Raw genomic sequence first — 20,120 nt, 5'->3', positions numbered from 1 at the left:
TCCATATAACGCCGGGCTACTCCCTAGCGTCGAACGATTGACCTCAAGAGCCTCAATGCTACCGACAGCGAAGCCATGTCGTCTGCCTCCAGCGCGTTGACCTCGTCAAACATGCTCTTTGCACGGCCCAGCTGCTCGGCGTTGAGGTCCTCCCAAGCCCGCAAACGGGCTTCCGCGTCGAGACCGGCGTCGGTCGATTCGAGCACCGACACCGTCATGTCCGCCACGGTGGAATAGAGGTCGTCTCGCAGAGCTGCGCGCGCAAGCGCCTGCCACCGGTCGTCCCGCGGGAGTGCGGTGATCCGCTCGAGCAGCGAATCAACATGGAAGCGGTCAAACACTGTGTAGTAGACGTTGCTGACATCTTCCACTCGGGCCTCGCGGCTTTGCGCGATCTTGGCCACATCCAGGAGCACGAAGCTCTCGAAAAGCTCAGCCCAGCGATGGGCAAGCATTTCCGGCAAGCCCCACGCACGTGCCTTTTCAAGCCAACCGGTCACCCGCTCCTTGTCGCTGCCGCGCAGATAGTCGAGCACCCGGGCCCTCATTGGATCCATCATCGGCTTGAACTCGGCAACGACCTCCGAGATCGGCTTTGAAGCGTTACCCTGGGTCAGCAACCAGCGAACGGCGCGGTCCAGAAGCCTCCGGATGTCGAGGTGTACGGTGCTCCAGTGTTCCGTGGGGAACGAAGCCGGCAGGGCGTTGAGCTCCTTCACCATTGAGTCGAGCTCGTAGATCTCCCGGAGAGCGACAAACGCCTTCGCGACAGCAACCTCGGTAGCCGAGGTCTCCTCCATCGTGCGGAAAGCGAAGGTAATGCCGCCTAGGTTGATCATGTCGTTTGCAACCACGGTCGCGATGATCTCACGACGCAAGGGATGCGTATCCAATTCGGCATCAAACCGTTCCCGGAGCTGCTTCGGGAAGTACGAGCGGATGGTCTTACGGAACCAGGGATCGTCCGCCAGGTCGCTGTCGCGCAATGCCGATCCCAATTCAATCTTGGCGTATGCAGCGAGGACGGACAGTTCCGGAGACGTCAGGCCCTGGCCCTGTTCCAACCTCTCGCGCAGTGTGTCGGTGGTCGGCAGGGCTTCAAGGTCCCGCTTGAGGTCACCAGACTTCTCGAGCCAGTCCATCAGGCGCTCGTAGCTCGGGCTCCATTCGGCGACGCGTGTGCGGTCGTTGAGCAACAGGATGTTCTGATCAATGTTGTCTTCGAGCACAAGGCGCCCAACCTCATCGGTCATGTCGGCGAGGAAGGATGTGCGCTCGGAGGCATCAAGTTTTCCGGCGGCAACCATGCGGTCGACGAAGATCTTTATGTTGACCTCATGGTCGGAGCAGTCCACGCCCGCAGAGTTGTCGATGGCATCGGTGTTGAGGATGACGCCCTGTAGTGCTGCCTCGATGCGCCCGCGTTGCGTCATTCCGAGGTTGCCGCCTTCGCCGACAACCTTGACACGCAGCTCGCGCCCGTTCACGCGAATGGCGTCGTTCGCTTTGTCCCCCACCTCAGCGTGTGACTCGGTGCTGGCCTTGATGTACGTTCCGATCCCACCGTTGTACAGGAGATCTGCCGGGGCGAGGAGTATTGCGCGCAGAAGTTCCGGAGGGCTCAGCTGGACCGTTCCGTCCGGAAGGCCGAGGGCGGTGCGGACCTCCGGAGAGATCGGAATGACCTTGGCCTGGCGCGGGAACACCCCGCCGCCCGCACTGATGAGCGATCGATCATAGTCATCCCAGGAGGAACGCGGCAGATCGAAGAGACGCTGCCGTTCGTCGAAGGAGGAAGCAGCGTCCGGCGTCGGGTCCAGGAAGATGTGGCGATGGTCGAAGGCGGCCAACAGGCGGATGTGCTTGGAGAGAAGCATTCCATTTCCGAACACGTCACCGGACATGTCGCCGACGCCAACCACGGTAAATTCCTCGGTCTGAGTGTCTAGGTCCAGCTCGCTGAAGTGACGTTTGACCGATTCCCAAGCGCCGCGGGCTGTGATGCCCATGGCCTTGTGGTCGTAGCCGATGGAGCCACCGGAAGCGAATGCGTCCCCCAGCCAGAATCCGTACTCGGCAGCGAGGCCGTTGGCAGTGTCTGAGAACGTTGCCGTGCCCTTGTCCGCAGCCACCACCAGGTACGAATCGTCGTCATCCTGGCGGACAACGTCCGACGGCGGCACGATCTGTTCGCCGTCGGAGGTAGTCACAAGATTGTCGGTGAGGTCGAGCAGGCCGCGAATGAAAGTCTTGTAGCTCTCGATACCTTCCGCCATCCAAGCCGCGCGATCAATTGCCGGATCCGGGAGCTGCTTCGCAAAGAACCCGCCCTTGGCGCCGGTGGGCACGATGACAGCATTCTTAACCGTCTGTGCTTTGACCAAGCCGAGGATCTCGGTCCGGAAGTCCTCACGGCGGTCCGACCACCGCAAGCCACCTCGAGCCACCTTGCCGAAGCGCAGGTGCACGCCTTCAACGCGGGGCGAGTACACCCAAATCTCGTACTTTGGCCGCGGGAAGGGCAGACCCTCGATCTTGGTCGGATCCAGCTTGAAACTGACGTACGACTTGCCTTGGAAGTAGTTCGTGCGCAGGGTCGACTCGATGAGGTTGACAAAAGTCCGCAGGACGCGGTCGGCGTCGAGCGTGGCGACTTGGTCGATCGCTTCGGCCAGTGTGGCGCGGGCAGTGTCCTGGCGGGCCGGACGCGCGGCGTCTGCTGATGCAGGATCGAAGCGGGCTCCGAAGAGATCAATCAGGCCTCGTGCAACCTCGGGGTTGGCGAGGAGCGTATCCGCAATGAACTCGAAGGAGTTGGTGTTCCCCATCTGGCGCATGTACTTCGCATAAGCGCGGAGCATCACCACTTGCCGCCAGTGGATCCCCTCGCGGAGCACCAGGCGGTCGAAACTGTCGGATTCCACCGCGCCGGTCACGGCAGCACTGAAGGAATCCGCCAGGAGCTGGCCGGTAGCCACGGGGTCGGCGCCGGCGGGGTACTTCAGGCCGAGGTCGTAGAGGAAGAAGTCCCTGTGGTCGGAAGTCTCGATTTCGAAAGGCCGCTCGTCCAGAACCTCAAGGCCGAGATTGTGGAAGTAGGGCAGGATCTGGCTCAGGCTCTTGGGTTCCAGGAGGTAGAGCTTAACGCGGGCATCCTCTTCAAGGAGCTCACCGGCACCATCGGGCAGGTAGACGTGCACTCCAGGTGCCGCCTGAACGGCGACGGCGTCGCGATCGGTCGTGGCGCCGTACTTCTCGAAACGCTCAATGTCTTGAAGGGCGTCCTCGACTTCGTAGTCCACGCGGTAGCCAGCGGGGAATGCATCCGTCCAGAGGGCGGACAGCGCCTCGGCGTCCGAAGCGCTCCTGTTCTCGCGGAGCACCTCCGAAATTCCTTCTGCCCAGGACCGCGAGGCCCGGACGAGGCGCTTTTCGAGCTCTCCGGCGTCAACGTCGCGAAGTTCTGCCTCACGCGGCAGCCGGATGCGGAAGAAAACCCTCGCCAGCGCGGACTCCGTGATGCGGGCTTCGTAGTCGATGCTTTCGGCTTCGAATGTCTCCCGGAGTTCCTGTTCAATACGCTGCCGGACGTTGGTGGTGTAGCGGTCGCGGGGCAGGTAGACCAAGGCGGACATGAAGCGTCCGTAGATATCGGGGCGCAGGAAGAGCTTCGTACGGCGCCGCTCCTGAAGCCTCTGGATGCCCAACGCGGTTGTGGCCAGATCTTCGGTCTCAATCTGGAAGAGCTCGTCACGGGGGTAGGTCTCGAGAATACCCACGAGGTCTTTGCCCGAATGGGAATCCTGGGGGAAACCGGCCGAGCGGAGCACGGCGTCGACCTTTTCCCGGACAATGGGGATGTTCCGTACGGAACCGGTGTACGCGCTGGTGGCGAAGAGCCCAATGAAGCGGCGCTCGCCATTGACGTTGCCTGCAAGATCGAAGCTCTTGACGCCTATGTAATCCAGGTACGCGGGGCGGTGCACAGTTGAGCGCGAGTTGGCCTTGGTGATGACCAAGGCACGCTTTTCGCGGGCCTTCCTGCGTCCTGCGTCGGTGAGGTGCTGGATTTGGTGCGGGTGGTCCCCTGCCCTCAGGAGTCCCAAGCCGCTCGCTTCCCGCAACTCGAGGACGTCTTCACCGTTCTCGGTGATGAGGTCATATTCCCGGTAACCCAGGAACGTGAAATTGCCGTTGTCCAACCAACGCAGGAGGTCCTGTGCTTGCCGGAGTTCAGCGATGTCTTCGGGGTGCGCCACCCTGTCCAGGGATGATGCGAGTTCCAGCGCCTTGGTGCGCATCTTCGGCCAGTCTTCGACGGCGGCGCGGACGTCGTTCAGGACGCGGTGGATTCCGTCTACGAGTTCCTTCTGGAAGTCGTCCGCCACCCTGTCAACCTCGACTGCGATCCACGACTCCATGTGGGAGACGTTGTCGCCTTGCGCGATCAGGTGGGCGACATTCGGCATCGCTGCGGTGTCACCGCTCGAGATACCTATGTTGGAAGGCACCCGGGCGATGGCGGACATATCGCCCGTCACGTGATCACGCGAAACCACGAAGAGCGGGTGCATGACGAGCCGGATAGCGCAGTTCTGGCGTACGAGCTCGGCATTCACCGAATCCACGAGAAAAGGCATGTCATCGGTAACGATGTACAGAACGCTGCGATCTGCCTCGTTGGCGATCTTGACGTTGGCGGTGCCCGGTTTGCGGCTCGTCCCGACTTCCCGGTGCGCTTCTGCCCTCGAGGTCAGTTGCTCGGCAGCGTATCTGCGAGCATCCTCCTCTGCGAGATGCTCGTAGTAGTCACCGAAGAACCCTTCACGGACTACTGCAGGTTTGGAACGATCCTCCACGCTGGACCCTGACGACATCGACAAACGCCTCCATCACATCTTGATTGCTGCGTCCTTGCAGCCCACATGGCGAGCCTAACGCTTTAGCCGTCGCCTTGCTCTGGAATAAATGACAGAGGATTTGCCGTTTTGCTGGCCAGGTGCACAGACCAATCTGGCGATTGCGTGCCGCAAGGCAGATTCGGGCGCTGCTTCGAGGAGCACGGCACCGGATAGCAATGCGGCGTCGCAGGCTTCCGTGTCAGATGGAAGAAACACCTCGATGCCGGAGCCAGGTCCGTACCGCTCCCATGCTTCGCGAAGCTCGCGTTCAGGTGACCGGCCTGCAGATGCTGCCCGGACCTTGTTCAAAACCACGAGGGGAGCCGCCTGCGGGACTGCCCGTTCGAGCTCTGCGAGGCCACGCACGAGTCGTGGAACCCCGATGGCATCGGCTGCGCCAACCGCGTAAACGGTGTCCGCCAGTTCGATACTGCGGAGAGTGGCGGCATTGCGCCGGGGTGCCATGCTGTCGAAACTGAGTTCCTCATCGGCCTCAAGGCAAAATCCTGCATCGACCACAACGATGTCGGCAATGTCCTTGGCGTGTTCGAGCACCGAGGAGAGGGCAGAGGCACGGAGTTCAGTCCACCGGTCCGCCCGCGTGATGCCTGTAAGAACGCGGAAGCTCCCCGACCTGGTGAACACAGGCGCGGCTATCCGTTTGAGGGATTCGGCGTCCAGAAGCCCCTGGTCGGCCAACCGGCAGGCCTGCGCCAACCCGGCGGATTCGTCCAGCAGGCCCAGCGAGGCCGCGACGCTGGCCCCATAGCTGTCCGCATCCACAAGGATCACGGGCTTGCCTTGGGCCGCGAGTTCTGCGGCGATGTTGACGGCCACAAGAGTTCGACCCGGCGCTCCAATGGGTCCCCAGACCGCGATGATCCGGCCGGCCCCTGCAGGCGCGGGTTCCGCTGCTTCCTCAACATCTGATGGGCGGAGTTCCGCGGCCGTGTCCGAATAACCGGAATCCCGCTCCCCTGGGCGTCGGCTCCCCTGCCCGGATAGTTGGGCTACTGAATCGAAGATATTGGAAGCCAGCGTCGCCGAATCCACCTCCAACGACGCTGTCACGACGCCGATGCTGCGCAGGCGCGCCACCTCCGCCGAGTCGTCGCTCAGGGCAACAATGGACACGCCGACGGCCGCCAGCCGGTCGACCAGCGACGCCGTCAGCTCATCAGTACCTTCGGCTACGACCGCTGCACGCGCGAGACCGCTTTGACACGCGGCCAGCAGTTCGGCGAGTTCACCACACCGGCGGACGACCGTAACCGGACCATGGAGCCGCTCGAGTCCCCCGACCAAATCTTCCCGTGACTGCCCGACGGTGACAACGGGGATATTCATTTGCCGCCACCGCCCGGGTTCCAGACGACGGCAACCTTCGCTTTGTTGGCCTGTGCGCCAAGAAGTTTCGGCATCTGCTCATCGGTCACAAGTACCAGCACCACCTTCTCCTTGGACGCTCCGAGCGTGGAAGCGCCCTCGGTAACCTGGGCGATTTCCGCGCTGGGCAACAATAGCTGCGGCGTGCCGAAGCCGTTACGAGCGTCGGGGAGCGAAACCCAGACGTCCACGCGGGATCCAGCCACAGCCTGGGAAGGCAGGGACTCCTGAATCGAGATCGCAACAGGCTTGCGGTTCAGCGTATCGGCCGCTCCCAGGCTTTCTTGCGGGACAAGTTGATTCTTGGCGATTCTTTGGACGGCGACCCTCCCTTCGGGCAGGCCATCCGCCAGAGTCACGTAGCTGGACTCGACGTCGTCGAGCCGCACCTTAACGATCGCAAGATCGTCCTTGCTGACTCTCTGACCCACGGCAATCGGCTCGCGCGCCGCATACACCTGGATGGTGCGGTCCGCGGTTCCAACGAGGGCGATGACTCCAGCCAACGATGCCAGGACCAATAGAATCCCTACCAAAAGGCGCGGATCCCTCCATGACGGTTTCTTGAGCCGCGCTGCAGCGGCCGCGGTAGTTGCACTCACCCTGCTCCCCAAATTGCGTAGTTGGTCGGCCGAAGCCTTCAGTGGCCTCATTCTGACGGCATACAGCCAGATTCCAAAAGTCAAGTTCGTCAAATCATGTCAAACTGTGGATAACCTCAGCAAATGGATTCAACAGTGGCAAAATAGAGGCATGCCCCGATTCCTCACCTTGGCTGATGTCGCCGAACAGCTTCAAATCAACTCGCCGCAGGCATACGCCCTGGTGCGAAGCGGAGAACTCAAAGCCATTCAGGTGGGTGGCAGGGGTCAGTGGCGCGTCGAAGAAAAGATGCTGGAGCAGTACATCGAGGAACGCTATGCCGAGGCCGGCAGGATGATCCAAGAGGCCAAGTCCAAGTCCTCCTGACCACCGGCAGCACCCAATAACTCCCAAGCACCAAAGGCTGCTCAAGCACCGAAGGGATGAAGGCGCCGGAGAGTCGCCGCCCGAGCTAGAGGTCTTGGCCCCGCAGTGATCGCAGCGCAGCAAGGGACTGGAACGGAACTGTCGCAACGGAAACAACATTGCCGGACCGACGCACTTCGCCCGGCATCATGACGGCGAGATCAAAGTGGTCCTTGCCCACGCGGTCAAGGACGCCGTGTATTGCCCTCTCCCCCGACGTCGACTCGAGCAGATGGACTGCCAGTTCCGACCTGTCCCGGGCCAGCATCCGGAGTGCGCTGGCCAAGCCAAGGCGCTGCGCCGCCTTCGCGTGGTTTGCCCGCGCTTGGCGGCCAAGTCCTTGATACGTCAGGACTGCGGCTAACGGCACCAGCCACTGGTGGCGCCCCTCATCCAGGACCAGCCACTCGCTTCCGACATGGCTCAGGGCCGCCGACACAAGCGTCCCCGAGCGAAGCTTCACATCAATTTTCCGGCCGATTGCTCCACGCAACCTGTCAGAGACCTCGATTCCGGCGATCTCCACCCGGGCCCGCTCTGAGATCTCGGACTCAAGTCCCAGCAGGTGTTCAGAGGCAAGTTGCGCCTCCATGTCTTCAAACAGAGCATCCCAACGCATTGCGTCAGCGTAAGCGGGCACCCTCAGCGGGTCAAGTTTTCCATCGTCGACACTCAACTTCTAGACAAGTGATCCGTTATGTGATCAAAATGGTTCAAGATTTATTAAACTGCATCAAATGACATCAAACGAGTAAGGAGAATCCATGGAACAGACCATGAGAACCATCCGGAACGACGCTGCAATGGCGGCCACCATTCTGATTCTCGGACTTTCGCTCGCTGCCACCGGACTGAAGTTGACTGACCGATGGCAGGCTGCAGCAGGGCGTCACCAGACACCCATGTTTGAAGATCTCCTGGGATTTGTGGCAACAGGCGTCGGCCTGGCCATCGTCGCTTGGTGGATTGCGGCATTTCTCCTGGCCGTTGCCGCGGCGGTCCTCCAGCAATCGGGCAAGGGCCGCAGCGCCAGCACCACCGCAAAGCTTAGCCCTGCCTTCATGCGCAGGCTGGCTGTGGCAATTCTCGGCCTAAACCTCGTAGGAATTCCGCTGACGAATGCCGCCCCGGCACCCGTTGAACCTGGGTGGAGCCCGGATGGCGGGACAACGCCATCCAACGGCATTTCCGTCCAGTGGGCACCAGCCCCAGTCCCCTCTATGCGCCATTCCACCCTGCCATCGATTGAGTCCGATCCTTCGAAGATCGAACCGCGCTGGCAACCCCGAGCGCCTGCTACTGAGCCCGGTCTCCTGGGGTCCGTACCGCAGCGAACGGCGGAAGAGCCAGCCTCGCCAGGTCAGCGCACGGTAGTGGTGAGCCGGGGAGATTCACTGTGGTCAATTGCCGCGCGGCAGCTTGGCCGGATGGCCAGCGACGTCGACATTGCCCTCCACTGGCCAAAGTGGTACGCCGCAAACCGACATGTCATCGGAGACGACCCTGGGCTCCTCGTCCCGGGTCAGATCCTCCAACCACCGCCCCGTGGCTGAACCGCCCGGACCACACATTCCGCAGCCCACCCGCCAGCCATTAGCAACCGACCGATTCAACCGAGGAATTCCATGAGCGCAACATCAGCTATCCATGCCCTGCCCGATGCACCCCGGAAGGTGACTTCGCCACGAATCGTTCCTCCTTCCCTCGCGGTCTCATCGCGTGCCAAAGACCGGGAAGGCAGTTCGTCCGGCAAGGGGCTGTCTTCTGTCCGCAAAGTGGCCGACGTGGTTAGCCTTGATGGGGAAATGCGCACGCTGGCCCGCAGCATCGCCCAAGCCGCGGTCGAAGTCCTTGCCGGCACGCGTCCTGCCCAGCAGCTCTCGCGGTCCCTGGACCCCAGATGCCTCACCGCGCTCCAGCACCGGGCCGCGCTGACGCGTGCCCATGCAGCCCGCGCCCAGACTGGGCGGTCACGGCTTCACCGCAATCCTGTGGTCCGCTCGGTTCGTGTCTGCGCCGTGAAGGAAGGCGTGTACGAGGCCAGCTTGGTCGTCTCTGAAGAACTACGCTCCCGCGCCGTAGCCATGAGGCTTGAAGGAGGCAATGGCGTGTGGAAGGTCACTGCCCTCGAAATCGGCTGAGGCGGAGTCCGCCAAGAACGGCACCGGAAACGGAGAAGAACCGGAACCGCTGTTCCAGTCCTTCTCCGCTTCGCAGTGTGTGCCTGGGAGCAACATGAGGCTGTCAGCTCCGCGTGTGTTGCAACGCCCGGGTTAGCGACGCTTCTTCTTGCTGGTCCCGCGCTGCTTGTCTTCGGCGGCGGCCTTGGCGGGGTCGCCTGAGCGTCCCGAGGACCGACCTTCTACCCGGGTCTGGCTTGCGCCGTCTTCACCGGGCGCCGTGTACTGCAGTTGAACAGGCTTCTCCGGAGCTTCGAGGCCGGCCGCATGGATTTGCGGATCGTGATGTTCCACGTGAACGCCTTCCGGGCTGCCGTCCACGACCACGACGTCTTCGGCGGGCGTGACTTCGACTTCCAGGTTGTAGAGGAAGCCGACGCTCTCCTCGCGGATGGCCTCCATCATGCTCTGGAACATCATGAACCCTTCGCGCTGGTACTCGACCAGGGGGTCCCTTTGGGCCATTGCACGGAGGCCAATGCCCTCCTTGAGGTAGTCCATCTCGTAGAGATGTTCCTGCCACTTGCGTCCAAGGACCGAAAGGACAACCCTGCGTTCCAGCTCGCGCATGTTCTCCGAACCGATGGCTTCCTCCCGCTCCTTGTAGACGAGCTGGGCGTCCGAAAGGATCTCGTTCTTGAGGAATTCCACGGAAACACGGGACTTTCCACCGGCTTCGTCAATGATCTCCTGGGACGTGACCGTCACCGGGTACAGCGTCTTGAGGTTGGTCCACAGCTGGTGGAAGTCCCAATCGTCGCCTGTTCCCTCCGCAGTTGCGGCATCGATCAGGGCATTGATGGTGTCTTCCAGGAAGAACTGGACCTTTTCGTGCAGGTCGTCTCCCTCGAGGATCCTCCGTCGGTCGCCATAAATGGCTTCACGCTGGCGGTTCAGGACGTCGTCGTACTTGAGGACGTTCTTGCGCTGCTCTGCGTTTCGCCCTTCAACCTGGCCCTGGGCCGAAGCGATTGCACGGGACACGAGCTTGGATTCGAGGGCGACGTCGTCCGGCACTGAGCTGTTCATGAGGCGCTCGGCGGCACCGGAGTTGAAGAGCCTCATAAGGTCATCGGTCAGCGAGAGGTAGAAACGGGACTCACCCGGGTCGCCTTGGCGGCCCGAGCGTCCGCGGAGCTGGTTGTCGATTCGACGGGATTCGTGGCGTTCCGTTCCCAATACATAGAGCCCGCCAAATTCAAGCACTTCCTCATGCTCGTCCTTGACAGCCTGCTTTGCGGCTTCAAACGCCTCAGGCCACGCGGCCTCGTATTCCTCGGAGTTCTCCTCGGGGTCCAGGCCGCGCTTTGCCAGATCGGCGATGGCCGTGAACTCGGCGTTGCCGCCCAACATGATGTCAGTGCCTCGGCCGGCCATGTTGGTAGCGACCGTGACCGCGCCCTTGCGTCCCGCCTGAGCGACGATGGCGGCTTCGCGCGCGTGGTTCTTCGCGTTCAGGACTTCGTGGCGGATGCCTTCCTTGGCCAACAGCTTGGCAAGGTATTCGCTCTTCTCCACGCTGGTGGTACCAACGAGGACGGGCTGGCCCTTTTCGTGTCGTTCCGCGATGTCCTTGACGACGGCTTCGAACTTCACGATTTCGTTCTTGTACACGAGGTCCGGCTGGTCGATGCGCTGCATATCCCGGTTAGTTGGAATGGGCACCACTCCAAGCTTGTACGTGCTCATGAACTCGGCGGCTTCCGTCTCAGCGGTACCCGTCATGCCCGATAGCTTGGAGTACATGCGGAAGTAGTTCTGCAGCGTCACCGTGGCGAGGGTCTGGTTCTCAGCCTTGATCTCGACGTTTTCCTTGGCCTCGATCGCCTGATGCATGCCTTCGTTGTAACGCCGTCCGGCAAGGATGCGGCCGGTGTGCTCATCAACGATGAGGACTTCGCCGTCCAGGATGACGTAGTCCTTGTCCCGCTTGAAGAGCTCCTTGGCCTTGATGGCGTTGTTCAGGAAGCCGATGAGCGGGGTATTGGCGGATTCATAGAGGTTCTGGATGCCGAGGTAGTCCTCGACCTTCTCGATGCCGGCTTCGTTGACACCGACGGTGCGCTTCTTTTCGTCGACTTCGTAGTCGGTTTCGGGCTGGAGGCGCAGCACGACCTTGGCGAATTCGCTGTACCAGCGGTTGGTGTCGCCCTGGGCGGGTCCGGAAATGATGAGCGGCGTACGGGCCTCGTCGATGAGGATGGAGTCCACTTCGTCGACAATCGCGAAGTGGTGGCCGCGCTGTACGAGCTCGGACTTGTCCCACGCCATGTTGTCGCGCAGGTAGTCGAAACCGAATTCGTTGTTGGTGCCATACGTGATGTCCGCCGCGTACATCTGCCGGCGCACTGATGGATCCTGGTTGGACAGGATGCACCCGCTGCTGAGACCCAGGAAACGGTAGACCCTGCCCATGAGTTCGGACTGGTATTCGGCGAGGTAATCGTTGACTGTGACGACGTGTACACCGTTGCCTGTGAGGGCATTGAGGTAGGCGGGCGCGGTGGCCACGAGGGTCTTGCCTTCACCGGTCTTCATCTCGGCGATATTGCCAAGGTGAAGGGCGGCCCCGCCCATGAGCTGGACATCGAAGTGACGCATCCCAAGCGTGCGGGAAGAGGCTTCACGCACAGCCGCGAACGCCTCCGGCAAGAGCTCGTCGAGCTGCTCGCCGTCCTCGTGACGGGCACGGAGCCTGTCGGTCTCTTCGCGCAATTCGGCGTCGGAGAAGGTCTTGAAAGAGTCTTCGAGGGCGTTGATGGAATCGGCATAGGTCCGCAGTTGCCTCAGGGTTTTTTTGTCACCCGTGCGGAGAAGTTTTTCGATAAGTGATGCCACGTAAAGTTGCTCCCAGTCTCAAGCTGCCGAATTCTGGCGGTTTCAGTCTACGGGAGAGACCTTGACCACGCGGCCTCGTTTCCCTGAGAGCGGAGAGCCGGGCGTCGTCCGCGGTTGGGGACGGCGGCAGAATTCAGTTTCGGGCGGCTACCGAGGCCAGCGCCGGGGAGAGATCGCCGCTCGGTGACACGACGACGTCGTCGAGCCCGAGCCAATCGGCCATGAGCCGCAACTCCGCGAAGAGCTCGACGGCGGTGTCCCCCGGAGCGTCCGGTTCACCATGTGCGGCGCGTACCAGAAGCTGCTTGGCCGAGCGGTCGGCTTTGAGGTCTACACGGGCGACTAGAGCATCGCGGAGGAGGAACGGCAGGACGTAGTAGCCGAACTTGCGCTTCGCCGCGGGTGTGTAGATTTCGATCCGGTAATGGAAGCCGAACAACTCCTCGAGCCTTCTACGCTCAAAGACCAGTGAATCAAACGGGCTGAGCAGTGCGCGGCCCGTGGCGGCCCGGGGAAGCCGTGCGTCCACATGCCGGTACAAAGCCCGGTCCCAGCCACGCACCGTGGCCGGCTCCAGGCGTCCGGCGGCAACGAGCCTGTCGATCGATGCTGCGGCCGCCTTCACTGGAGTCCGGAAGTAATCGGCGAAGCAGCGGATTGTTCCGATGCCATGGGCCCGGGCTGCGGAGTCGATCAGGCGGTCCATGGCCGCCGCTGACAGATTGGAGCCACCGCCCAGGAGCGCTCCTCCGCGAGCGTTGACTGCACGCAATCCCGGTGGCAGAACCCTCGACGTCAAGGTGTACCGGCGCTCGAACTGCTCGGTCCTCGACGCAGCCGTGACGAGTCCCTCTTCAAACAAGTGCTCCAAAACCCGTTTGACGAGGTTCCAATTCCAACCCCAGTTGTCGTGCTGCCGCTCTTCCTCGTGCCCCAAGTGCACGGTCAATTGGGCGGCCGTCATGGGGCCCCCGCTCGCGAGCGAGTCAAGGATACGGCCAGCCATATCCTCGCGGATTCCGCGCTCCAGGTGGGCCGCGCCAACCCAGGAACGGTTTTGCCACAGCAGCAGGTCCTGAAAGTGCTCGGGGCGGATGAAGCTGGCCTCGTGCGCCCAGTACTCCATCATGCGCCTCGGACTTCGCCCGGCCATCGCGTGAAGGATGCTTCGGTCATAGTTGCCGAGTCTGGAGAAGAAGGGGAGGTAATGGCTGCGTGAAACGACATTGACGGAATCGATCTGCACCACCTGGAGCCGGGCAAAGGTGCGGCCCACCGTCCGTGAAGTCACGGGGCCGGTGGGCCGCTCCTTGTCCAGTCCTTGGGCTGCCAATGCGATACGCCGTGCCTGCAACAGGCTCAGCGAAGCGGCCATGCCAGTCCTTTCATGGGAGATACGAATGTTGCCTAGGCTGTGGCAGCTTGGTCATTCGAGCGGTAAGCGTGGATCTTTTCCTCCACGGCTTCGTCTCCTGGTTCGCACGTGGAGTCGAGCGTGATTACTCCATATGTCCAGCCACGGCGGCGGTAGACGACCGACGGCGTGTTGGTTTCCTTGTCCATGAACAGGTAGAAATTGTGGCCCACCAATTCCATGTTGTCCACCGCGTCATCAAGGGTGAGCGAGGCGGCGGGGAAAACTTTGCGACGAATCAGGACCGGGGAATCACCGGCAGGAATGTCGTTGTCGACGTCGTAGGGCGAGGTCTCCACCGGTGGCGTCGTTGGCTCCTGGTGGTTGCTGGCCTCTACGTAAATGGGTTCGCTCGCGCTGGCAGGCTCAAGCGTCGCAGTAGCCTCACGAACGGCTTTGGGGGTGTGGCGGCCGTGGTGGACCTTCTTGCGGTCCTTGGCCCTGCGGAGTCTTTCCAGCAGCTTGCTATAGGCGAGATCAAAGGCGGCAAATTTGTCAGCGGCGCTCGCTTCGGCCCGGATCACAGGGCCCCGGCCCAGAACTGTGACTTCCACCGTGAGCTGGCCCGGCGTCTGGCGCGGGTTGGTTTCCTTTGAAACCTTCGCGTCAACCCTCTGGACCTTGTCCCCAAGCGATTCAATCTTTGAAATCTTCTCGCCGGCATACTCGCGGAAGCGATCCGAAACGGTCAGATTACGGCCGCTGATCATGAACTCCATGGTGCCCTCCAAACAACTCAGGTGACACGATAAGGGCGCTTCTCGGGGCTGATCTGACGGACAGTCGAGCCCCTTTCCGAGCCGCTATCGACAGGTACATCTGTTCTTGGTACCCATAACCGACGTTAGTTCATCGTCACGGGTAATTCACCCTTTCGTCACTTATTTTTTGTTTGAGTCGATGTGCGCTGCCGCTCCCCCGTATCTAGGGGAGCTCGTTTCCGGCCGGTGGTCGAGTGGCCGCAAGGACAACCGCACCACACACCGTGCCACCCGCGGCCGTCACTGCCCGGGCCGCTTCAGCGAGGGTGGCACCCGTGGTGAGGACGTCGTCGACGATGATGCAGGCCCTGCCCTCCAACGCCCGTTCCCGGAACAGCCGGACGGTCATGGATCCCCGGACACGGCGCGCACGGTCTCCACGGCCCAGGCCCTTTTGTCCGGTTCCTGGCCGCCGCAACGTAACGCCGGGCTTTTGGGCGGCACCCGCTGGATGGAAAGCCTCGCGCCAACGCCTGGCGTTTCCCACAATGCTGTCCGCAACACCTTGGAACCAGGCCGGCATTGCGGTGACGAGTGTCTGCACTGCTGTCCCGGGACTCACCTTCTTCAACGCGTCCTTCACCTCCAGGCCTGGCAAGGCACCCCGGCGCCGCAAATGACCGAGTAGGAGATGGACAGGACTGAATCCGCGGCGCCGGAAAGCCGCGTTGCTGCTGGGAACAGGAACCACACAGATATCCCCCCGGTATCCAACGGCTGCCCGGATGGCCTTCCCTAAAGCAGGGGCGAGTGTTGAAGCCAGCTGACCCTGGCCCAGATGCTTGAAAGACAGCAGGACCTGCGCGAGTTCGTCCCGATAGTGGCCCGCCGCGACAACAGGCAGGAGCACGGCGCCATCCACCGTGAGCAAGGCCGGCGCCTGCCCTTCAGCGCGGAAAGGGCGCTTGCACAAAAGACGCAACTGCCTCGCACAGGCACCGCAAAGAGCAGAGTCCTCGGCACCACAGCACACGCACTCCACGGGAGCCAGAATGGCCAGCAACTCGATGACCGCGTCGTCCAGGGCCTGTGCGAGCCGCATCAAACGGGCAGGATGAAATCCCCGATGACGCGCGGGGTGGACGCGGAGCGCAAGATCGGGGTCGCGCACGCGGCAGGGCCTGTTGTCATTCCCCATTCCCTAAGCATCCGGCTTCCCGTCCACCGCCAACAGCACCGGACGTGCTCATGTGGAGAACCAGGCTATGTGGACAACAGGCTGTGTCGAGAAGTTGACGATATTGACGACTAGCCCGGGAAGGCAGGGTCCACCGGACCCTTGAGTTGCAGTTCCCAGCCATTGCCCACCCGCTGGAACACTCCGGCGGCCGACTGTCCAAATATCTGGTCGGGCCCGTTGCCGGCACTGATGGTGGTCAGGCTCGGCCAAGCCGGCAACAGCTGCGGCTGGCTGGATGTCAGGGACAGCAGCTCGGGAACAACGTTTTGACTGGATGAGGCCTTCATCACGGCAACCGTCGTGGAATTGACCCAGACCCCTTGATCGGCAGGCGCTGAAGAAATCAAGGTAATCGGGGCGGTCAGATCTTTGGGGGTGCCGTCGGGATTGCGGACAATGCCGGTCACTTGCACGGATGACTTGCCATTCATTTCGGAGATGACGAGTGCGCGCGTGCCTTCGCGGGATATGCGGAAATCCCTCACCACGCGTCCGGCCAACCATGCCGGCGCCATGGTCACCGTGGGGACAGGCTGGCCCTGTGCAACGTTGGATGGTTTGAATGCCACAACCTCGGTGGCGCCGCTGGCTCCCGGCCCTGCCGTCCAGACCCAATCCTGCGGACTGAAGGAGGGGTGGCTCAGGGTGCTCCTGGTTGTCAACTGACGGGCGGGCTGGCCCGGAATGATCGAATAAAGGACTGTTCCAGCGTCGTTGAGGAAGGCCACCGCCTGGGATGTCGGGGACTCGGCTGGAGCCCTCGGGTCCAGTCCCGCCACCGGCTGCATGTCCGGGAGGGTCGAGATTCTGTTGTTCTCGTAGCGCACCAGTTCATTGTTGCTGACTGCGATCTGACGGGCAGGTGCATTCTTCTCCAGCACGGGCGGCAGGACCGAGCCATTGTCTTCCACCCGGACAAGATCCTGGTCAGCCCGGAGCTGCACGTTCACCACATCCGACTGGCTACGGAACGTCAGCGCCAGCTGATTCTGCATGCGCTGCCTATCCTCGGCGGAGGCGTCGACGAGCTCCTTCGCTGACAGGTCAACTTGGGCTGCTCCCGAAACAACGGGCACCGATTCCCTGGCCAGCTTCATGCCCGATGGGAAAGCGCTGACGACAGCGCCCCGCAGATATGGCGCCGGCCCGGCAAGCAAGGCGCTGGTCATCGCCTTGACGGTGTTCTTCTTAATGAACCAGCGGATATCCGGAACCGCATAAATAAACGTGGGGTCGTAGAAATAGATGGGCTGGGCCGCATAGATGACTTTGAAGGTCTCTTCCGGGATCGCAGTACCGTCCGGAACGGCCGAGATCCGCCACTCGCCGTCGACCTGTTCCAAAGTCACCGGAATTGTCTCCGTGGTTCCTTCTGGAAACTGCGTGGCAACGCCGTCGGCGTCGACCGCGTAAGCGAGGTCGAGCTGGTACTTGAACTCATTTTCCACGCCGGTTTTGACGACTGTCGCCTTGCGGAAAACGAGCGTTCGTTTGTCGGACTTCCAACTGACGGACAGCGACTGCGTAAGGTATTGGCGCGCCACGGCATAGTCGCTTTCGTACCCGCTGCCGGCGCCGTAGAAGTCTTCAATGATTGACGCCGGGCTGGCTCCGGGGTGTGGCGGCGGAGGGAAGAAGACGGGAGCGTTCGGGTTGCCCGCGCTTTCGTCCTTGCTCTTTCCCACAGGACCGGACCTTGGGATTTGCGCGCAGGAACTGAGGACTACCACGAGGACCGCAAGAATGGCGATTGTCGCCCTCAGCAGATACCGGCGCCGGGGCAAGTATGAGCGTCGGAAGCTCATGATGCGGTTCCTCCCGTTTTGTCGGCATCGCCCTTGCCGGCCGGAGGCAACGCCGGGGGGATCGCCGAAGGACCATTCGGCGTCGGGCCAGTGGAACCCTGCTCCGACGGCGCTTCGCCCGCATCCAAGACGAGCATTTGGCGCTCGGGGGCGGCGCCGGGCAAGTGGATATCCGCCGGTTCAAGCTGCAACGGGGATTTCACAATGGCGCCTCCCTTCTTGAGGGGCAAGGTCAAGCGGAAGTTGGACCCGGATCCTTTACGGCCCCAAGCCTGAAGCCAACCGTTATGGAGTTTGGTGTCCTCCGCTGCGATGGAAAGTCCAAGGCCGCTGCCGCCGGTTGTCCGGGCCCGGGCAGGGTCGGCACGCCAGAAGCGATCGAACACCCGCGCGGCCTCGGCCGGACTCATCCCTATGCCGAAGTCCCGCACTGAGACAGCGACCGCTTCATGGTTGGCTGCGACAGAGATATGGACGGGTTTCCCCTCGCCATGTTCAACGGCGTTGAGGAGCAGGTTCCGGAGGATGCGATCGATCCGGCGGGAATCCATGTCCACGATGATGCGTTTGTGGCGGGAGTTGAGACGCACTTCGGAGCCGTACTCCGCGGCGACCGGTGAGGCACTATCGATGACATGGGATACCACCTGGAGTATGTCCGTGGGCTCGGAGTCCAGGACAGCAGCACCGGCGTCGAAGCGCGAAATCTCCAGCAGGTCAGAGAGCAAGGATTGGAAGCGCTCCACCTGGTTGTAGAGGAGTTCGGCTGAGCGCTTGTTGATGGGGTCGAAGTCATCCCGCGCGTCGAACAGCACCTCTGCTGCCATCCGGACCGTCGTGAGAGGGGTCCGCAATTCATGCGACACATCGGAAACGAATCTCTGCTGCATCTGGGACAGGGTGGCCAACTGCGTAATTTGTTCCTGCAGGCTCGCGGCCATGTGGTTGAAGGAGGCACCCAGCCTCGCCACCTCATCTTCGCCCTTGACCACCATGCGCTCCTGCAACTGGCCGGCGGCCAGTTTCTCTGAGACGACGGCGGCGTGGCTCACCGGGCTCACGACGTTCCTCGTCACGTACCAGGCAATGCCACCGATCATCAGGATAAGTGCGGCGCCACCCGCCCACAGGACATTCTGGATCTCGTCCAGCGTTTGTTGGGCGGTATCCAAGTCGTAGAGGAGATAAAGCTCGTAGACGGTGCCGTTGAAGGTGACTTTGTTTCCGACGGCGATGCCAGGGTGGTCCTGGTTGCCGACCGGAAACTCCGTGGATGCCCAGTACTGGTCCTTGCCCGATTCCTGGACTGATTTGCGGAGCGCCGGGGGGATGACGCGCACCGTCAATTGATCCGACGCCCGCGATTCCACCCAGCGATTGCGAGGCTTTGTTTGTTCGGGCATGGCTTCGAAGACATATCGCCGCTGGATGACCGAACCGTTGCCCTCGACTGCCTTGAGGGTGTCGTAGACGAGCGTGATGACGCTTGACTGATCGTTGGCCTGTGAACCGTCGAAGGTGTCCTGGACCTGCTTGACGTAGTAGCGGCTCTCAGATTCGGCTTGCTTCAGACGCTCCTGGAACAGGTTGTTCGCTATTTGGTTGGAGAGGTACGCCCCGACCACCGCAAACGAAACGACCGACAGCACGATAGTCACGGCTACGGTCCTGAATTCAAGCGAGCGGCGCCAACGGCGCAGCAGGGCGCGCCACAAATACCGGATTCCCGGACGAATGTGGCGAAGTCCGGTCACCACAAGCCGAGACACACGTAGTGCCAAGATCAGGGCGCGGCGGGTCCAGATCCGAGTACGCTCCAGGATCCAAGGAAGGTTTAGTGCCCGGGCGTCGGTGTGTTCCGGGACAGGATGTCCTGCAACGGGGTGTTTGACCTCTGCCGATGCTGCCTCTAGGTCAGTGCCGGGCTCACCGGTGGAAGACTCAGGAGCCTGCTTTATATCCGACACCACGAACCGTCAATACAACTTCGGGGGCTTCCGGATCACGTTCGATCTTGGACCGCAGCCGCTGGACATGGACGTTGACCAGCCGGGTGTCGGCAGCGTGGCGGTAGCCCCACACCTGCTCAAGGAGCAGTTCGCGGGTGAACACCTGCCAAGGCTTGCGGGCCAGGGCAACCAACAGGTCGAATTCCAAGGGTGTCAGCGAAATCCGTTCTCCGCCGCGCGTCACCAAGTGGCCCGCGACGTCGATGGTGACATCGGCAATCCGCAGGGTCTCCGGTGCTTTCTGGTCTCCGGGGCGCAGCCGGGCGCGGACCCGTGCCACGAGTTCGGCCGGTTTGAAGGGCTTTGGCACGTAGTCATCGGCACCCGATTCAAGGCCGCGGACAACATCGGAGGTATCCGATTTGGCAGTGAGCATGACAATTGGAACGTCGGACTCCCCACGAATCTGCCGGCACACTTCGATGCCATCCGAACCGGGCAGCATCAGGTCAAGCAATACCAGATCAGGCTTTGAAGAACGGAAAACTTCAAGTGCTTGCCCTCCGTCCGCGCAAAACACCGGGTCGAAGCCGTCGTTCCGCAGCACGATGCCGATCATTTCAGCCAGCGCTTCGTCGTCGTCTACTACCAGGATGCGTGCCTTCATAGTTATATATTCCCTTATCGCCCAGCCTTTG

At 61.9% G+C, this 20,120-nt stretch carries 14 protein-coding genes; 3 read left to right on the top strand and 11 right to left on the bottom strand.

Annotation, left to right across the window (positions count from 1 at the left end):
* Positions 1–23: 23 nt before the first annotated feature.
* From OOZ51_RS01560 to OOZ51_RS01550, 3 genes are read right to left on the bottom strand one after another with little or no spacing between them, the layout of a single operon-like run.
* The gene (locus tag OOZ51_RS01560; protein WP_265977128.1) at positions 24–4,877 is read right to left on the bottom strand and encodes an NAD-glutamate dehydrogenase; all 4,854 of its coding nucleotides are present in this window, start codon (positions 4,875–4,877) and stop codon (positions 24–26) included.
* A 57-nt stretch (positions 4,878–4,934) separates the two neighbouring features.
* On the bottom strand, positions 4,935–6,248 hold the full coding sequence (locus OOZ51_RS01555; RefSeq protein WP_265977127.1) for a CpaE/TadZ family protein: 1,314 nt from the start codon (positions 6,246–6,248) through the stop codon (positions 4,935–4,937).
* A complete protein-coding gene (locus tag OOZ51_RS01550) occupies positions 6,245–6,889 on the bottom strand; it encodes an SAF domain-containing protein (RefSeq protein ID WP_265977126.1) in 645 nt (214 codons plus the stop codon). The genes OOZ51_RS01555 and OOZ51_RS01550 overlap by 4 nt, the downstream gene beginning before the upstream one ends.
* A gap of 151 nt (positions 6,890–7,040) precedes the next feature.
* Between OOZ51_RS01550 and OOZ51_RS01545 the strand changes: the two genes are divergently transcribed.
* The gene (locus OOZ51_RS01545; RefSeq protein WP_265977125.1) at positions 7,041–7,256 is read left to right on the top strand and encodes a helix-turn-helix domain-containing protein; all 216 of its coding nucleotides are present in this window, start codon (positions 7,041–7,043) and stop codon (positions 7,254–7,256) included.
* Between the two features lie 85 nt (positions 7,257–7,341).
* Here the strand turns inward: OOZ51_RS01545 and OOZ51_RS01540 are convergent, their stop codons facing one another.
* A complete protein-coding gene (locus OOZ51_RS01540; RefSeq protein WP_265977124.1) occupies positions 7,342–7,914 on the bottom strand; it encodes a hypothetical protein in 573 nt (190 codons plus the stop codon).
* Positions 7,915–8,059: 145 nt separating this feature from the next.
* Here OOZ51_RS01540 and OOZ51_RS01535 point away from each other — a divergent pair, with 145 nt between their 5' ends.
* Positions 8,060–8,848, top strand: a complete 789-nt coding sequence (locus OOZ51_RS01535) for a LysM peptidoglycan-binding domain-containing protein (RefSeq protein ID WP_265977123.1) — start codon at positions 8,060–8,062, stop codon at positions 8,846–8,848.
* A gap of 72 nt (positions 8,849–8,920) precedes the next feature.
* Complete coding sequence (locus OOZ51_RS01530) at positions 8,921–9,436, top strand: Rv3235 family protein (protein ID WP_265977122.1); 516 nt, start codon at positions 8,921–8,923, stop codon at positions 9,434–9,436.
* A gap of 132 nt (positions 9,437–9,568) precedes the next feature.
* Here the strand turns inward: OOZ51_RS01530 and secA are convergent, their stop codons facing one another.
* The 7 genes from secA to mtrA form a co-directional block, all read right to left on the bottom strand.
* Positions 9,569–12,313 carry a preprotein translocase subunit SecA gene (gene secA / locus OOZ51_RS01525; RefSeq protein ID WP_265977121.1) on the bottom strand — a complete coding sequence of 915 codons (2,745 nt, stop codon included), beginning with the start codon at positions 12,311–12,313 and terminating at the stop codon, positions 9,569–9,571.
* A 133-nt stretch (positions 12,314–12,446) separates the two neighbouring features.
* A complete protein-coding gene (locus OOZ51_RS01520) occupies positions 12,447–13,688 on the bottom strand; it encodes a winged helix-turn-helix domain-containing protein (RefSeq protein WP_265977120.1) in 1,242 nt (413 codons plus the stop codon).
* 32 nt (positions 13,689–13,720) lie between these two features.
* Complete coding sequence (gene hpf, locus OOZ51_RS01515) at positions 13,721–14,446, bottom strand: ribosome hibernation-promoting factor, HPF/YfiA family (RefSeq protein ID WP_265977119.1); 726 nt, start codon at positions 14,444–14,446, stop codon at positions 13,721–13,723.
* Between the two features lie 205 nt (positions 14,447–14,651).
* Positions 14,652–15,599, bottom strand: coding sequence for a ComF family protein (locus tag OOZ51_RS01510; protein ID WP_265977118.1), 948 nt, complete (start codon positions 15,597–15,599; stop codon positions 14,652–14,654).
* 137 nt (positions 15,600–15,736) lie between these two features.
* The gene (locus tag OOZ51_RS01505; RefSeq protein WP_265977117.1) at positions 15,737–17,473 is read right to left on the bottom strand and encodes an LpqB family beta-propeller domain-containing protein; all 1,737 of its coding nucleotides are present in this window, start codon (positions 17,471–17,473) and stop codon (positions 15,737–15,739) included.
* The gene (gene mtrB / locus OOZ51_RS01500) at positions 17,470–19,431 is read right to left on the bottom strand and encodes an MtrAB system histidine kinase MtrB (RefSeq protein WP_416346337.1); all 1,962 of its coding nucleotides are present in this window, start codon (positions 19,429–19,431) and stop codon (positions 17,470–17,472) included. Before mtrB ends, OOZ51_RS01505 begins: the two co-directional genes overlap by 4 nt.
* Positions 19,415–20,089: an MtrAB system response regulator MtrA gene (mtrA, locus tag OOZ51_RS01495; RefSeq protein ID WP_184736948.1), complete on the bottom strand. Its 675-nt coding sequence runs from the start codon at positions 20,087–20,089 to the stop codon at positions 19,415–19,417. Before mtrA ends, mtrB begins: the two co-directional genes overlap by 17 nt.
* Positions 20,090–20,120: the final 31 nt, after the last annotated feature.

The sequence above is a fragment of the Arthrobacter rhizophilus genome, from assembly GCF_026241105.1.
Taxonomy (GTDB): domain Bacteria; phylum Actinomycetota; class Actinomycetes; order Actinomycetales; family Micrococcaceae; genus Arthrobacter.
The sequence above is the reverse complement of the archived record's forward strand: the minus strand, read 5'-3'. Positions and strand labels throughout refer to the sequence as shown.

Excerpts from the sequence above, each read along its gene's own strand:
- OOZ51_RS01560 (WP_265977128.1), bottom strand. The coding sequence starts at position 4,877 with ATGTCGTCAGGGTCCAGCGTGGAGGATCGTTCCAAACCTGCAGTAGTC.
- OOZ51_RS01555 (WP_265977127.1), bottom strand. The coding sequence starts at position 6,248 with ATGAATATCCCCGTTGTCACCGTCGGGCAGTCACGGGAAGATTTGGTC.
- OOZ51_RS01545 (WP_265977125.1), top strand. The coding sequence starts at position 7,041 with ATGCCCCGATTCCTCACCTTGGCTGATGTCGCCGAACAGCTTCAAATC.
- OOZ51_RS01540 (WP_265977124.1), bottom strand. The coding sequence starts at position 7,914 with ATGCGTTGGGATGCTCTGTTTGAAGACATGGAGGCGCAACTTGCCTCT.
- OOZ51_RS01535 (WP_265977123.1), top strand. The coding sequence starts at position 8,060 with ATGGAACAGACCATGAGAACCATCCGGAACGACGCTGCAATGGCGGCC.
- OOZ51_RS01530 (WP_265977122.1), top strand. The coding sequence starts at position 8,921 with ATGAGCGCAACATCAGCTATCCATGCCCTGCCCGATGCACCCCGGAAG.
- OOZ51_RS01520 (WP_265977120.1), bottom strand. The coding sequence starts at position 13,688 with ATGGCCGCTTCGCTGAGCCTGTTGCAGGCACGGCGTATCGCATTGGCA.
- hpf (WP_265977119.1), bottom strand. The coding sequence starts at position 14,446 with ATGGAGTTCATGATCAGCGGCCGTAATCTGACCGTTTCGGATCGCTTC.
- OOZ51_RS01505 (WP_265977117.1), bottom strand. The coding sequence starts at position 17,473 with ATGAGCTTCCGACGCTCATACTTGCCCCGGCGCCGGTATCTGCTGAGG.
- mtrA (WP_184736948.1), bottom strand. The coding sequence starts at position 20,089 with ATGAAGGCACGCATCCTGGTAGTAGACGACGACGAAGCGCTGGCTGAA.